Below are 13,786 nucleotides of genomic sequence, written 5' to 3'. Positions count from 1 at the left end.
CTGCATGAAGATTACACGACCCGATCCGTCAATCCGCTGACCGGAAAGCAGTCCATCGTCGCCTTGTGCCGGAAGCTGTTGAATGTGCTGTTTGCGATTTGTACGAAGAAACAAGCSTTTGACGCGGAGCGAATGAAACAGGACGTCTTGTCCCAGGTGCAACGGGCGGCCTAAGGCCTCCCCCCTGCGAACGGAAGAATCGTTGGACAACGAGATGACACCGGAGAAGCTGGCGTGATTTCATCCATTCGACCTTGAGTCCCTAAAGGAGCTTGGCCGGCCTCCGCCTGATGACGAGACCGAACGAGGGAATGTTGGCGCGAAGACGCCCGGAGACATGGGAGGGTTCGTCCTCATCAGCGACGCGGAGATCCAAAGGGTGCATCGAATATGCTTCCCCCCCGCGGCAGGAAAATATAACCAGCCGTGGCCGCGAAGCGCACCCTAGGTCTGTAAAATATCCACAAAACTGAAAAAGGATGTAAGGGATTTTGTCGAAAAATATTTTTTGGACACCCCTGAGAGGCCGAAAAGCCTTGATAGATCAACATTTCTAGAGGGAGGACATGAATCATGACGGTTGCAACACAAGTGAAACAAACATTAGCGGGGTTAAAATCGGCTCAAGCGAGCTTCGAAACGTTTGCTTTGCAAACCGAAAACCAAGCCGCGAAACAGCTTTACCAACAAGCTGCCCAACAAACGCAGGCGGTCGTTGATTTGGTGAACTCGCGCATGCAAGAAATTCAAAACGAAGAGCCACAATATAAACAACAATAACCTTCGCTGAAGCGAATGGGATGGTTCAGGCGGAAAGGTTGGCACAGCACGCCAACCTTTCCCGACTTGGCGGAAATACATAAAAACGAATGGGTTGATGAAGATGAAAAAATGGTGGTTGGCGGCCGTCGTTGCGATGATCGCGGTCGGCGGCTGCGCCAAAGAAGAAACGGAACAAAAACAATCGCTGCAAGGGGCAAACCTACTGAGAACCCAAACGTCCGGGACGGCGAAACATGCGGAGCTGAACCAAGGTCCGGCCGAGCGGGCGGCCAGCTATTTGCGCGGGCGCGACGATGTTCGGGACGTGGTGGCGGTCAACAGCGTGGATCGGTTGCTCATTGCTTATCAAATTCCCCATATGAAGCGGTGGAGTCGAAAACAAATTGAGAAAGACATTGACCAAAAACTGCGCGACCTGTTTCCTGGCTATGATGTTGTTTCCTCGAGCGATTTGAAAATTTTTTGGAAGACGAAGGAATTAAAAGCCAACATGGACAATCGACGCTGGGATGAACGAAAAGTCAATCGGGAAATCAAGCGCATTGAAAAGCTAAGCAAAGAGCAAACATAAGAGGTGTCATTATGGCGAATGAAAAACGGAAAAAGCTGACCCCGGTTCAGCAGGAATATCATTTATTCGAAAAAGAGCGGGAAACGAAGCGTCCTATTGTTCGAAACTGTGTTTGCGCGTTTCTCGTTGGCGGAATCATTTGCACGATCGGGCAGGCGATCTCTTATTTCTATATGTACTTCTTTGATTTCACCGAGCAAACGGCAGGCAATCCGACGGTGGCGACGATGATCTTTTTGTCGATGATTTTAACTGGGTTTGGCGTTTATGACCGGATCGCCCAATTCGCTGGGGCGGGAAGCGCCGTGCCGGTGACAGGGTTTGGCAACGCCGTCATCTCGGCGGCGATTGAGCACCGGACGGAAGGATTTGTGTTAGGCGTCGGCTCGAACATGTTCAAGCTCGCCGGATCGGTCATCTTGTTCGGTACGTTTTCCGCCTTTGTTATCGCTCTTGTCAAAACGATTGCGACCCAGTGGGGGGGATTGTAATGCTGAAAGGGCACCGCACATGGGTGTTTGCGAACAAGCCGGCAATCATCGCAACAGCGGCGGTCGGCGGGCCGTTTGAGGCGAACGGCCGCCTCGCGGAAGACTTTGATCTTCTTCACGAAGATTTATGGCTCGGAGAGGAGTCGTACGAGAAGGCGCACCGCGTGCTCATGGAAGAAGCAGCGTTTCAGGCGATGGAAAAGGCCGGATTAGAGAAGGAAAAAGTACAGTTTCTCATCGCCGGCGATTTGATCAACCAGATGACGCCGACAAGTTTTGCCGCCCGAACGCTCGGCATGCCGTACCTTGGCATTTTTGGCGCCTGCTCAACCTCCATGGAAGGGCTTGCGCTCAGCGCTTTTATTACCAACTATGGCGGGGCAGACTATATCTTAACCGGTGCGTCAAGCCATAACACCGCTGTCGAAAAGCAGTTCCGCTATCCAACCGAATACGGCGGGCAAAAGCCGCCGACAGCGCAGTGGACGGTAACGGGAGCTGGCGTGGCGATCGTCAGCCCGAAAGGGGACGGGCCGCGCGTGACGGCAGCGACGATCGGCCGCGTTGTGGATATGGGGCTTGCCGACCCGTTCAACATGGGTGGAGCGATGGCGCCGGCGGCGGTCGATACGATTGAGGCGCATTTGCGCGACATGCAAATCGATGCATCGTATTACGATTTGATCGTCACCGGCGATCTAGGGCGAATCGGACGCCAAGTCTCCCTTGACTTGCTGCGTCAGCACGGCATTGACATCGATGAAGAGCGCTACCAAGATTGCGGACTTCTCATTTACCGTGACGGACAGCCGGTTTTATCCGGAGCGAGCGGGGCGGCTTGTTCCGCTGTCGTCGTTTACGGGCATCTCATCAAACGGATGCGCCGCGGCGAACTGAAGCGCATTTTGGCGGTGGCGACAGGGGCGCTGTTATCGCCATTGTCGTTTCAGCAAAACGAAACGATCCCGTGCATTGCCCATGCGGTGGCGATCGAGTACGGAGGTGAGGCGTAGCGTGTTGGCCATGTTTTTTTGGGCGTTTGTCGTCGGCGGGCTGATTTGCGTGATCGGGCAAATTTTGATGGATGTGTTTAAACTGACACCTGCGCATACGTTGACGATTCTCGTCGTCGTCGGGGCGATTTTGGATGGATTCGGTTTGTATGAGCCGCTCATTGATTTTGCTGGCGCCGGGGCGACGATTCCGATTACGAGCTTTGGAAACTCGCTCGTTCACGGCGCGATGCAAGAGGCGGAAAAACACGGCATTATCGGCGTATTGACCGGCATGTTTGAAGTGACGAGCGCCGGCATCTCCGCGGCGATCGTCTTTGGGTTTATCGGGGCGCTCTTGTTCCGCCCGAAAGGATAGGAGGGATCTTCCATGACCGTTGCTTCGCAGGTGAAACAAACGTTGGCGAGCTTAAAAGGCATTCACGCTGGGCTGCAACAGCTGGCGCTCACTTCCCAGGATGAAACGGCGCAGCGGACGTTTCATGAAGCGATGCTTGCGACAGAGGAGATCATCGCGGACATCAAAGACCGGATCGGCCGGCTCGAGTTCGAGGAGCCGCAATATCACGGAAAGTAAGGAGCATGATCGATGCCTATATGGTTAGAAACCGCCATTCGTTCGATTTGCATTTTAATCGGGTTGTTTGTGATCACCCGCATTCTCGGCAAAAAGCAATTATCAAAATTGTCGTTTTTTGAATACATCGTCGGCATTACCGTCGGCGATATTGCTGGAACGATGTCGGTCGATTTAGGAATTTCGTTGCAAGAAGGCATCACCAGCATTTTGATTTGGTCGCTGTTTCCAGTGGCTGTCGCTCGTCTCTCGCTGCGCAACAAGAAATTTCGCGATTTTGTCGAGGGCAATTCCACGGTTTTTATTAAAAACGGCAAAATTTTAGAGGAAAACTTGAAACGGGAGAAATATACGGTTGACGAGCTGCTCGAACAGCTGCGCAAAAAAGATGTGTTCCGCGTCGCCGACGTCGAGTTTGCGGTGCTTGAGCCAAACGGCGACTTGAACGTGTTGCTGAAGCGGGAAAAGCAGCCCCTCACCGTCGGAGATGTGTTCCCAAACCCACCGCGGGAAAAAGAGCCGCAAACGGTCATTATGGACGGCATGATTTTGGATGAGCCACTCGCTACGATGGGGCTTAGCCGCGGCTGGCTGAAGGAACAGCTTGACAAACAAGGAGTGGCGATTGAAAATGTGTTTCACGCCCAAGTCGATTCATACGGACAGCTGACGATCGATTTGTACGATGATAAGATCCAAATTGCCGAGCCGCAGGAGAAAAAGCTGCTCTTGGCCGCGATGAAAAAAATGCAGGCTGATCTGGAGCTGTATGCGTTGCAGACGAATTCCGAAGAGGCGAAGGCGCTGTATGAACGAAACGCCGCAAAAATGGCAGAGCTTGTGCAAAAAGTCGAACCGCTCTTGCGAAACTGATGACACAGGAGTAAAAGACGATGGAAGACAAACGGATAAAAACGACGGATGAGGAAATTCAAGTCCAATTGAAACCAAACGACCGCTCCGAGCGGACGCGGACGACCGATGAGGAAATTTCGATTGAATTCATGTTTGACAGCCCGCAGCTGATGCGCCAGCCGAAAGACTACGACGAAACTGAATATTGACGGTTTCCGTTTCCACAATCAGCGATCCATAAGGAGCTGTCTGTTCATTCGCATGGCTGTCCGAGAAGGAAAGCTTCCTTCTCGGACAGCCTCTTTTTGTTGCCCTTCTTCTCTGGCGAGGCAAGGATGCCGCCCCGTCTTACTCCGGCAGGGACTGCAAAAAGGCGCGCACTTCTTCCGGCGTTTTCGCATCAGCGCTATGCAGATGGGCGATTTTTTCCCCGTTTCGGAACACAAGAAGACTTGGAATGCCAAGCACTTGGTACTTATCACTAATATCTGGAAACTGATCTCGGTCGATTTCGAACCAGTCGTACTGCCCGTAATCGCGGATGATGTCATCGATGAACATGTTCAGGCGCACGCAGTCTGGACACCAAGTTGTGTAAAACTTCATAATCGCTGGCTTATCGCCGGAAATGGCCGCCTCGAATTGCTCAACTGTTTCAATTTGTCTCACATTCGTTCCCTCCCTTTCATGTTGCCGTTCATCTTTACTTTACCATATGGCAAGGCAAAAAAAGAACGGGGACGCCTTCACCTCGGGCAGTCGTTTTTGCATACAACAGTAAGAAAGGAGGGGAAAGTGTGAGCAAAGAGTTGGAAAAAGCGCTCGAAAATTGGGTTGCGTCGCGCAAAGAAGGGCATGAAACGTTCATCCGTCTGTTTGAACAATGGGGAAAGGACTTTAACAAACAGCTGCAAGAAATCGAAAAATTGAACAATGGATTTTTAAAAAGTGTACAAGGCAACTTGGACTACATCGAGCAATGGTTTGCGAAGAAGGAGCGGGAATTTGCCGAGCTGTTCCGCCGATTTGGATGACAAAATGGCCTTTGCGCCCATACGCTCCGCTAAGCCGGTGAATACGATACAGTAAACGGAGAAGGAGGTGAACATTATGATGGGCTTCTGCGGTTATGGTTATCCTTACGGCTACGGCTATGGCGGTGGCTATGGCGGTGGCTTTGTGCTGATTGTCGTGTTGTTCATTTTGTTGATTATTGTCGGCGCGGCATTTGTCGCCTAACGGAAAAAGCGAATGGGATACGGGCCGTTTCGGCGCCACGGAGCGGCTCGTATTTTTCTTTCCCTAATTTGATGCACGCCGAGGCGGGAGCATCATACGATATAGCAGGGAGAAGGAGGCAGAACGATGGATCAGCAATTTTTTAAAAACATCGAACAGAAAACAGGTGTCAATATGAAAGACGTTTTTGAGCTCGCCAACTCGCTGCAAAACGCCAATTTCAGCGATGAAAAAACGGTGCGCCAAGTGGTGAAGCGGGTGGCGCAAATTGCCAACCGGAAAGTGCCAAAAGAACTTGAGGACCAAATCGTCAAGGCGATCGTCCATAACGGCAAACAAATTGATTTGAACACGATCGCCAATATGTTGAACAACAAAAAGTAAGCAAAAGGGAGCTTGCGTGCGCACAGCTCCCTTTTGCTCTGCTTGGCTCAGGAGAGCGAAACGATGTTCGATGATCCCAAGCCTTGGATCAGTGTAGACGAGGCTGTTCTATGGCCATCATTCGAGCGATTTCACCATCGTGACATGTGGGATGCCGGCGTCCATAAAGACGCCGGAGACGGTCGTATAGCCGAGCTTTTGGTAAAACGGTTCTGCGTGCGTCTGGGCGTTCAGTTTCGCCGTTTTCGCCCCTTTTGTTTTCGCAAGCTGCTCCAACGCCTCCATCACCATCCGGCCGACGCCGCGGCCGCGGTAAGCCGGCAAAACGCAGATGCGCTCCGCTTTGCCAACCCCTTCATCGACCAGGCGAAACCGGCCGGCTGCGACTGCTTGTTCGCCATCGTATAGGACGAGATGGAACGATTCATGTTCAAATGCATCGATTTCTTCTTCTTCCGGCACGTTTTGCTCTTCGATGAATACAATCCGACGGACGCGCAACGCGTCTTCATACAACGCGCGGTCTTCCGTTGTTCCAATGGCGACGTTCATTCTCCCGTTTCCTTTCCTCCAACGATAAAGGTTTCATAGACAGTCCATGATCCGTTCTCGAGCTGGTAAAGAAGGTGGAACCGGTCGACCGTCTCTTCAAAATGGACGTTTTGCAGCCGCAGTTGGCTGTAGACGTCAGCGTATTCCGCATTCGGCAAATCGCGGCCAATTGTAATGTGCGGCACGAACACGAATTCCGGCTCCCCGGCAAACAAGCCGCTGTGCAGCTGCTCGTGCAACCGTTCCAGCACTTCGTTTGGCTCGACTTTCAAATAAATGATGTGGCTTGTCGGGTAAAACGAGCTGAATTTCGTCACTTTGATCGGAATTGGCTCCGTTTCCGCTGCGATGCGGCGCAGCTCTTTCGTCATTTCTTTGATTTGCTCCTCATCCGCCTCAAACGGGTATTTTAATGTAATGTGCGGCGGGATGAGGGCGTAATGGCTGTCGTACCGCTTCCGGTACGAGTTGGCGAAGTCTTGAATCCGCTTTGGCGGAAAAATGACAATGACGTACTTCATTCCGCTTTCCCTCCTTCAGATGGTTCGTTTGCCGTTATTTACAGCGACAAAATGGCCGATACCGCCCGGGGCACATCCGGCTGCCAATACGTCCATGCATGCCCGCCGGCAAATTCATGGTACGTGTAGGAAAACCGCTTTTCGATCAATAAGTCCCGTGCGGCCCGGTTCGGGGTGATAAAATCGCGTACATGGCCGTCCGTCGTTTTGACCGCCGTTTCTTCTGCGCCGATGGAATGGTAAAGGGAAAGAAGCGACGGGGCGCGGAACGCGCGGATGCGTTCGAGCACCGAGTCGTCAATGTAAGGAGACTGCATGGCGATTTTTCCAAATGTATGCGGATACAACAGACCGGCTAGAAGCGACACGGTTCCTCCCAGCGAATCGCCAATCAGCGCTCGTCCTTTGCCCATTTGATACGTCGGCAGCTCGCGATCCAAAAACGGCGCGAGCTCATGGGCCAAAAAGCGGATATAGGCTTCGTTTTTTCGACCGGCTGGGTGGTATTTCTCGTAGCGGTCGCTGACGTTCCGGTACGGGATGCCGACAACGATCGTTCGGTCGATCGTTCCTTCGTCCATGAGCGTCTCGATCACGCTTTTGATTTTTCCGTACATAAAATAATCCTTGCCGTCTTGCGCGATTAATAAAGAATATTTATGCAACGGAGAAAAATTGCTTGGCAAGTAGACAAGCAACCCGATTTCTTCTTGCAGCTCCCTGCTGTAAAGCGTATAATCGCGCATCGTTCCTGTTGCTGTCGCCATGATCATCCTCCATGAAAGCGCAAGTTCACTTGTTATTGTAACATATTTAGGCAAAAAGATGTTAACGAAGGGCTCGAATTTTTCGTGAACTTGCCGAACATTGGCGCCGGCAAAAAAATGACTTGCAAAAATGGCCGGAATGCGTTACATTTTTTAATAAATTAACAATTAACAAAATTAAATACGCAGCGGTTCTTATCAAGAGAAGCGGAGGGAACTGGCCCAATGAAGCTTCAGCAACCAGCCGCCCGACGGCCAGGTGCTAAATCCAGCGAATTGAGCATTCAATTCGGCAGATAAGAAGAAGCATGACCATGTTCGTATGGAAAAGTCTTCTTCTTAGAAGACTTTTTTTATTTACTCAAGCGGCCGCTCCCTCAACCGAGAGGCGTCGAGGATCAAGGCCCTCGGCTGCTGCTTGACCAACAGCGGCGCTTCGTTGGGCGTTAAGTGGTTGGCCGTTGATCCATGATGGAATTTTCAACAGAAGGAGAGAGATGAGGTGGAGAAACTAGAAACGTTGTTAGCGCAAATTGGCAACCGGAGCGAAACGGTGACGGGGACGGTCAACCCGCCAGTTTATTTTTCCACCGCCTACCGTCATGCCGGCATCGGGGAGTCGACCGGGTTTGACTATATCCGCACCGGCAACCCGACGCGCAAAATCGTCGAAGAAGCGATCGCGAGACTGGAAGGCGGCGACCAAGGCTATGCGTTCAGCTCCGGCATGGCCGCCATTCAGACAGTGCTCGCCTTGTTTGAGAGCGGAGACGAGTTTCTCGTATCGGCCGACCTTTACGGCGGGACGTACCGCCTGTTTGAGCGCGGCTGGCGCAAGTACGGTCTCGGCTTTCATTACGTCGATTTTGCCGATCTTGATGCTGTGGAAGAAAAAATCACGGAAAAAACGAAAGCCATCTTTTTGGAAACGCCGACGAACCCATTGATGCAGGAGGCGGATATTTCGGCGGTCGCCAAGCTCGCCAAACGGCATGGGCTTTTGTTGATTGTTGACAACACGTTTTATACACCGGTGATTCAACGCCCGATCGAACAAGGCGCCGATATTGTCATCCACAGCGCCACGAAATATTTAGGCGGCCATAACGACGTGTTGGCTGGCCTTGTCGTCGCCAAGGGCGAGGAGCTCTGTCAACGCCTGACCGAGTATCAGAACGCCATCGGCGCGGTGTTGTCGCCGTTTGATTCATGGCTGTTGATTCGCGGGATGAAAACGTTGGCGTTAAGGATGCGCCAGCATGAAGAAAATGCGAAGCGAGTGAGCGCCTTTTTGCGCGAACATGAAGATGTCACTGATGTGCTGTATCCAGGGAGAGGCGGGATGCTGTCGTTCCGGATTGCCGATGAAAAGTGGGTGAACGGGTTTTTAAAAAGCTTGCGCCTCATTACATTCGCGGAAAGCTTAGGCGGAGTCGAAAGCTTCATCACGTACCCGGCGACGCAGACGCACGCCGACATTCCGGAAGAAATCCGCATCCAAAACGGTATTTGCAACCGACTGCTCCGCTTCTCGGTCGGCATCGAGCATGCGGATGATTTAATCGCCGACTTGGCGCAAGCGTTCAAACACATGAAAGAGGTGTAAGCGATGGAACGGGAATGGTCGTTTTCAACGAAACTGCTCCATAATGAATGGAAAGTCGATCGCCACACGGGAGCGGTGAGCGTGTCGATCCAGCACGCCTCCACGTTCCATCAGTTCGATTTCGATTCATTCGGCAAATACGACTACAGCCGCTCCGGCAACCCGACGCGCGAGGCGCTCGAGGAAACGATCGCGGCGTTAGAAGGCGGAACGCGCGGGTTTGCGTTCGCTTCTGGCATGGCGGCCATTTCGACGGCGTTTTTGCTCTTGTCCCGAGGCGACCACGTCCTCGTGACCGAAGACGTCTACGGCGGCACGTACCGGATGATTACGGAGGTGCTCGGCCGCTTTGGCATTGAATATACGTTTGTCGATATGACCGATTTAAACGCAGTAGCGGAAAACATCCGGCCGAACACGAAAGTCATTTATATGGAAACGCCGTCCAATCCATTGTTAAAAGTGACCGACATTCGAGGCGTCGTCAAGCTGGCGAAGGCGCATGGCTGTTTGACATTCTTGGATAATACGTTCATGACGCCGGCGTTGCAGCGGCCGCTCGATCTTGGAGTCGATGTCGTCCTTCACAGCGCCACGAAATTTTTAGCCGGCCATAGCGACGTCGTCGCCGGGCTGGCGGTCGTGAAAGACGAGGAATTGGGAAAAGAATTGTACAAACTGCAAAACGCGTTTGGCGCCGTCCTTGGCGTCCAAGATGCGTGGCTTGTGCTGCGGGGATTAAAAACGCTCCACGTTCGGCTGAAGCAGTCGTCTGAATCAGCGGCCGCCATCGCCAAGTATTTGGCTTGTCATCCAAAGGTCGAAGAAGTGTATTATCCGGGGCTGGAGAACCACCCAGGCCATGACATCCAGCGCCATCAGGCGGCCGGGTTTGGCGCTGTGCTGTCGTTCCGTTTAGCCGATGAAGAAGCGGCTCGGACGTTCGTCCGAAACGTCCGCTTGCCGGTGTTTGCTGTCAGCCTTGGGGCGGTCGAGTCAATTTTATCGCACCCAGCGAAAATGTCGCATGCGGCGATGCCAAAAGACGAGCGACTCCGCCGCGGCATTACCGCCGGCTTGCTGCGGCTGAGCGTCGGACTGGAGGATGTCAACGATTTGATCGCCGATTTTGAGCAGGCGTTGTCGTTTGTTCAGGAGCGGCCGTCAGTTTCAACGCCATAGCCATCAGCCCGCCAAGCCTTCACAGCTTGGCGGGCGGGTCAAGATGCCGCTGAGGTTGACAACAGCCGCTCCTCTTTTAACTTCCCTCCGAAAGAAGTCTCCTACTTCTAAACGTGAAGGTGCGCCAGCACCAGTGAAAGTGGGAGATGAATGTCGGTTGGCGTTAGCCAACGAATAGGATAGAATATGGCTAGAACGGACACCTTCGGAACGAAGGGAAGCGTAAAGGGTTCTTGTGTGTGGCTTACCGTTCAGCGAACACACACAAGTCGCTTGAAGCCCCCACCTCTAAGCGAAGCGTAGGTGGTGGGTAGTTCACGCAAAATGGCATCGGGAACGCCGATCTTTCCGATATCATGCAGTAGAGCGGAACGATACAAGGCATCAAGCTGTTCATTCGGAAGGGAAAGCTTTTCCCCAATCGCGAGTGCGTAACGGGCCACGCGCAGCGAGTGCCCAGCTGTATAAGGATCGCGGGCGTCAAGCGCCGCTGTCAGGACAGTGATGAAACGGTTGAGCAGTTCTTTGTTCGTTCGGTCGCGTCGATGCACAGCGTCGATCATATGATTAAATCCGCGAAGTAAATAGGCAAATTCATCGGTATACACATTGTGGGCGACGGGTTTATACGTTTCGTTTTCCGCCCGTTTCATATGACTTAACAGCACACTGACCGGCTCATGGGTCTCATCGACCAACAAGCGAGTCAAGAAAACGGAAAACGCGATCGAAAACAGCAAAATCACGGCTGCCCAGAGCCAATACGACCAATGGGATGCACTCGGTCCGGCGATCGACCATTTGATTTCCATCGCTAAGCTGAACAATAAAACAGGAAATGTGCTGCTGAACAAGACCGTCAGCTGCAGTTTCATTTTGAGCGACACCGGAAGCGGCGGGCGTTTTTCATCAATTCCCCCAGCCTTTGCAAGCAAATTCTCGTTTGATAGAACAATCAGAATGTAGAAAAAATACGATGTCGAACCGTTCCAACACGCATTATTCCTTTCGGGGAAGGCACCTTTCCTTTTTTCATCATGAATAGCGATTTTTTTAAAAAAGTTGTTGACAACCAACTTGCCCGTCTATATAATTAAAAATGTGTTCGATAGCGAACAACAAAATATGATTCCGTAGCTCAGCTGGGAGAGCGCCACCTTGACAGGGTGGAGGTCGCTGGTTCGAGCCCAGTCGGAATCACTAAAGTGAAAAGCTTGAAATCCTTGCGTATCAAGGGTTTCAAGCTTTTTCGTTTTATTAGCAATTGTGTTACAATCTCCGTAATTTAAAAATTTGCACAAAACTTGCACCTTTAGTCAACTAAAGGATTTTAACTCTGTTTTAACAGGGCATTTTCAAATTTCTCTGCCGCTTGCTCTTGTAAATCATCGCTGACATGTGAGTATAAATCTAAAGTTATACCAACGCGAGAATGTCCCAACCGCTCGCTAACCACTTTTGGATTTTCGCCTTGCTGCATTAAGATGGTTGCATGTGTATGCCGCAAATCATGGAAGCTTATACGTGGTACATTTGCTTCTTTGATCAAGCGATAAAATTGGCGTAACAAGTTTCGTGGATTAAGAGGTTTTCCGTCATCAGTGCAGACAATTAAATTGTTATCTTGGTATTGAACACCCAAATTCTCCTTCTGAAATTCTTGTTTTTGTTTATGTTTTTTTAATACATCTACAACATGAGGAATTAGCGATCCTAAAAAAGGCGCTAGGCATCTTCACCAGAAACCAGAAGTAATTTACGCGTTCATTTTTCAACACCGAAACGAATTTCTTGTTGTGAAGATGTGTCAAGTGCTCGGTGTTTCCAAAAGTGGGTATTACGATTGGCTCAAGCGCGCGAAAAGTAAACAGAAAGAACGAAAAGAACAACTAACTCAACAGATTCGAAATGAGCATCTAAAGTCCCGTAAGATTTACGGAAGCCCGAAAATTACGCAAGAACTGCGCAAACAAGGGATTCGTGTGTCTCAAAAGACGGTTGCTCGCATCATGAGCGAAGAAGGATTGAGATCCATTACCGTCCGTAAATTCAAAGCCGCTACGAACAGCAACCATCCTTACAACGTATATGACAATCTATTGAAACAAAACTTCCAAGCAACGGCTCCGAATGAAGTATGGATGGCGGATATCACGTACATTCCTACCGATGAAGGTTGGTTGTATTTAGCGGGCATCATGGATTTATATACTCGCAAGATTGTAGGATGGCATATCGATACACGAATGACGAAAGAGTTAGTCATCAAAGCGTTACAACGAGCGTTAAACAACGAGAAACCAACAGGGAGAGTCCTTCATCACTCGGATCGTGGGAGCCAATATGCTTCGAATGACTATCAACAGCTCTTACAGGAACATCATTTTCAAGTGAGCATGTCGAGACGTGGAAACTGTTACGACAATGCTTGTATCGAGTGATTTCATAGCCTCATCAAGAAAGAGTGTATTTATGAATCGATTCCGCACGCGAAAAGAAGCGAAACAAGCCATTTTTGAGTACATCGAATGTTTCTACAACCGTAAAAGAAGTCATTCCGCCCTTGGCTATGTATCGCCATGTGAATTGGAGGCTGCTTACTACGCTAGTCAGAGAAAAGCAGCTGCCTAAGTTCAGCTATTTCTCTCTGTTTAATGTGTCCGTTTTCTTGACATAACACCATTTTTCTTGTTTTAATGCATACCTTTCACCTTGAAATAAGTATGCATGGAAAAGATCCATGGGCAATGGTTTGCCCTCCACTCGGGCATGAAAATCACCACTCACCAACGTGGGATTTTCACGGAAAAATCGAAATTGTACATTCTTATACAATCATCATTGTACATTCTTAAACTAGCAGCATTTATACTATTCGTTATAATTCCAGATCTATAGTTACACAAACCCGTGGTGCTAGTTGAGCTTTAGCGCTCAACTAGCCCAAGTGTAACCAGGGAATAAGCTAACAATATACCGTCTAGTGCCACTTCAAATCCGATAATCGAATTGGCTCGGATCCCCGTGATGCGATAGTGGTCAACCAGAACCGAGAACACCGTCTCGATCACTTTGCGTTTTTGTTGGATCCACTGCTCCCATGTCTCAGACGCACGATGTTTCTGGTTTTTTCGAGACGGAGTCCAAAGCGCCATTTGGTATTCTTCGTACAGCCTTTTTTGCAAGTCACGGCTAATGAATCCTTTGTCCCCAAAGTTATACGGGTGGGGAATTTGGTTCMTCAC

Annotated in this window: 22 protein-coding genes, 1 tRNA gene, 1 pseudogene and 1 riboswitch; of the genes and pseudogenes, 17 read left to right on the top strand and 7 right to left on the bottom strand. The window is 50.6% G+C overall.

Annotated elements, in window-relative coordinates; translation table 11 throughout:
• The 9 genes and pseudogenes from AP057_RS17130 to AP057_RS17595 all read left to right on the top strand — a co-directional run.
• Positions 1-174, top strand: a pseudogene (locus AP057_RS17130) (IS110 family transposase); the annotation flags it as partial.
• 399 nt (positions 175-573) lie between these two features.
• Positions 574-780, top strand: coding sequence for a DUF1657 domain-containing protein (locus tag AP057_RS13485; protein ID WP_033015681.1), 207 nt, complete (start codon positions 574-576; stop codon positions 778-780).
• Positions 781-877: 97 nt separating this feature from the next.
• The gene (locus tag AP057_RS13480) at positions 878-1,354 is read left to right on the top strand and encodes a YhcN/YlaJ family sporulation lipoprotein (protein ID WP_049624146.1); all 477 of its coding nucleotides are present in this window, start codon (positions 878-880) and stop codon (positions 1,352-1,354) included.
• A gap of 11 nt (positions 1,355-1,365) precedes the next feature.
• Positions 1,366-1,845, top strand: a complete 480-nt coding sequence (spoVAC, locus tag AP057_RS13475) for a stage V sporulation protein AC (protein ID WP_033015685.1) — start codon at positions 1,366-1,368, stop codon at positions 1,843-1,845.
• Positions 1,845-2,858, top strand: coding sequence for a stage V sporulation protein AD (gene spoVAD, locus AP057_RS13470; protein ID WP_049626173.1), 1,014 nt, complete (start codon positions 1,845-1,847; stop codon positions 2,856-2,858). The genes spoVAC and spoVAD overlap by 1 nt, the downstream gene beginning before the upstream one ends.
• Before the next feature lies 1 nt (position 2,859).
• On the top strand, positions 2,860-3,216 hold the full coding sequence (gene spoVAE / locus AP057_RS13465) for a stage V sporulation protein AE (RefSeq protein WP_033015689.1): 357 nt from the start codon (positions 2,860-2,862) through the stop codon (positions 3,214-3,216).
• A 12-nt stretch (positions 3,217-3,228) separates the two neighbouring features.
• Positions 3,229-3,435 (top strand): DUF1657 domain-containing protein, encoded by a 207-nt coding sequence (locus AP057_RS13460; protein ID WP_011230357.1) that lies wholly within the window; start codon positions 3,229-3,231, stop codon positions 3,433-3,435.
• A gap of 12 nt (positions 3,436-3,447) precedes the next feature.
• On the top strand, positions 3,448-4,308 hold the full coding sequence (locus tag AP057_RS13455) for a DUF421 domain-containing protein (protein WP_049626174.1): 861 nt from the start codon (positions 3,448-3,450) through the stop codon (positions 4,306-4,308).
• Positions 4,309-4,328: 20 nt separating this feature from the next.
• Entirely contained in the window at positions 4,329-4,499 is a 171-nt protein-coding gene (locus tag AP057_RS17595) for a hypothetical protein (RefSeq protein ID WP_183084369.1), read from the top strand.
• 139 nt (positions 4,500-4,638) lie between these two features.
• On the opposite strand, the gene AP057_RS13450 is transcribed toward AP057_RS17595, so the two are convergent.
• The gene (locus AP057_RS13450) at positions 4,639-4,959 is read right to left on the bottom strand and encodes a thioredoxin family protein (RefSeq protein ID WP_049624141.1); all 321 of its coding nucleotides are present in this window, start codon (positions 4,957-4,959) and stop codon (positions 4,639-4,641) included.
• A gap of 128 nt (positions 4,960-5,087) precedes the next feature.
• On the opposite strand from AP057_RS13450, the gene AP057_RS13445 reads away from it, so the two are divergent.
• The 3 genes from AP057_RS13445 to AP057_RS13440 all read left to right on the top strand — a co-directional run bounded on the left by AP057_RS13445 (position 5,088) and on the right by AP057_RS13440 (position 5,913).
• Positions 5,088-5,324, top strand: coding sequence for a hypothetical protein (locus AP057_RS13445; RefSeq protein WP_015374185.1), 237 nt, complete (start codon positions 5,088-5,090; stop codon positions 5,322-5,324).
• 76 nt (positions 5,325-5,400) lie between these two features.
• Positions 5,401-5,529 (top strand): YjcZ family sporulation protein, encoded by a 129-nt coding sequence (locus tag AP057_RS16615; protein ID WP_013146038.1) that lies wholly within the window; start codon positions 5,401-5,403, stop codon positions 5,527-5,529.
• Positions 5,530-5,655: 126 nt separating this feature from the next.
• Complete coding sequence (locus AP057_RS13440) at positions 5,656-5,913, top strand: stage VI sporulation protein F (protein WP_033015693.1); 258 nt, start codon at positions 5,656-5,658, stop codon at positions 5,911-5,913.
• A gap of 117 nt (positions 5,914-6,030) precedes the next feature.
• On the opposite strand, the gene AP057_RS13435 is transcribed toward AP057_RS13440, so the two are convergent.
• Genes AP057_RS13435 through AP057_RS13425 form a run of 3 tightly spaced genes read right to left on the bottom strand, consistent with a single transcriptional unit; the run spans position 6,031 to position 7,753 of the window.
• On the bottom strand, positions 6,031-6,465 hold the full coding sequence (locus AP057_RS13435) for a GNAT family N-acetyltransferase (protein WP_033015695.1): 435 nt from the start codon (positions 6,463-6,465) through the stop codon (positions 6,031-6,033).
• On the bottom strand, positions 6,462-6,986 hold the full coding sequence (locus tag AP057_RS13430) for a YjcG family protein (RefSeq protein ID WP_049624140.1): 525 nt from the start codon (positions 6,984-6,986) through the stop codon (positions 6,462-6,464). The genes AP057_RS13435 and AP057_RS13430 overlap by 4 nt, the downstream gene beginning before the upstream one ends.
• A gap of 38 nt (positions 6,987-7,024) precedes the next feature.
• Positions 7,025-7,753: an esterase family protein gene (locus AP057_RS13425; RefSeq protein ID WP_049626175.1), complete on the bottom strand. Its 729-nt coding sequence runs from the start codon at positions 7,751-7,753 to the stop codon at positions 7,025-7,027.
• A gap of 192 nt (positions 7,754-7,945) precedes the next feature.
• Positions 7,946-8,056, top strand: a riboswitch (SAM riboswitch).
• Between the two features lie 199 nt (positions 8,057-8,255).
• Between AP057_RS13425 and AP057_RS13420 the strand changes: the two genes are divergently transcribed.
• Both AP057_RS13420 and metC read left to right on the top strand, forming a co-directional pair.
• Entirely contained in the window at positions 8,256-9,359 is a 1,104-nt protein-coding gene (locus tag AP057_RS13420) for a methionine biosynthesis PLP-dependent protein (RefSeq protein WP_055358958.1), read from the top strand.
• A 3-nt stretch (positions 9,360-9,362) separates the two neighbouring features.
• Positions 9,363-10,541, top strand: coding sequence for a cystathionine beta-lyase (gene metC / locus AP057_RS13415; protein ID WP_055358957.1), 1,179 nt, complete (start codon positions 9,363-9,365; stop codon positions 10,539-10,541).
• Positions 10,542-10,792: 251 nt separating this feature from the next.
• Here the strand turns inward: metC and AP057_RS13410 are convergent, their stop codons facing one another.
• Complete coding sequence (locus AP057_RS13410; RefSeq protein ID WP_235468578.1) at positions 10,793-11,416, bottom strand: HD-GYP domain-containing protein; 624 nt, start codon at positions 11,414-11,416, stop codon at positions 10,793-10,795.
• A gap of 252 nt (positions 11,417-11,668) precedes the next feature.
• Between AP057_RS13410 and AP057_RS13405 the strand changes: the two genes are divergently transcribed.
• A tRNA-Val gene (locus tag AP057_RS13405) sits at positions 11,669-11,741 on the top strand.
• A gap of 130 nt (positions 11,742-11,871) precedes the next feature.
• On the opposite strand, the gene AP057_RS16605 is transcribed toward AP057_RS13405, so the two are convergent.
• Positions 11,872-12,183, bottom strand: coding sequence for a tyrosine-type recombinase/integrase (locus AP057_RS16605; protein WP_233434086.1), 312 nt, complete (start codon positions 12,181-12,183; stop codon positions 11,872-11,874).
• Positions 12,184-12,244: 61 nt separating this feature from the next.
• On the opposite strand from AP057_RS16605, the gene AP057_RS13400 reads away from it, so the two are divergent.
• On the top strand, positions 12,245-12,982 hold the full coding sequence (locus AP057_RS13400) for an IS3 family transposase (protein WP_121650199.1): 738 nt from the start codon (positions 12,245-12,247) through the stop codon (positions 12,980-12,982).
• Complete coding sequence (locus AP057_RS18175; RefSeq protein WP_081106640.1) at positions 12,966-13,172, top strand: IS3 family transposase; 207 nt, start codon at positions 12,966-12,968, stop codon at positions 13,170-13,172. Before AP057_RS13400 ends, AP057_RS18175 begins: the two co-directional genes overlap by 17 nt.
• A 296-nt stretch (positions 13,173-13,468) precedes the next feature.
• Here the strand turns inward: AP057_RS18175 and AP057_RS13395 are convergent.
• Positions 13,469-13,786, bottom strand: a 318-nt coding sequence (locus AP057_RS13395; RefSeq protein WP_304437683.1) for a transposase, incomplete at its 5' end; no start/stop codon positions are given.

Origin of the sequence: Geobacillus sp. Sah69 (assembly GCF_001414205.1) — a bacterium.
Taxonomy (GTDB): Bacteria; Bacillota; Bacilli; order Bacillales; family Anoxybacillaceae; genus Geobacillus; species Geobacillus stearothermophilus.
This window is presented reverse-complemented; position numbering and strand designations above follow the sequence as displayed.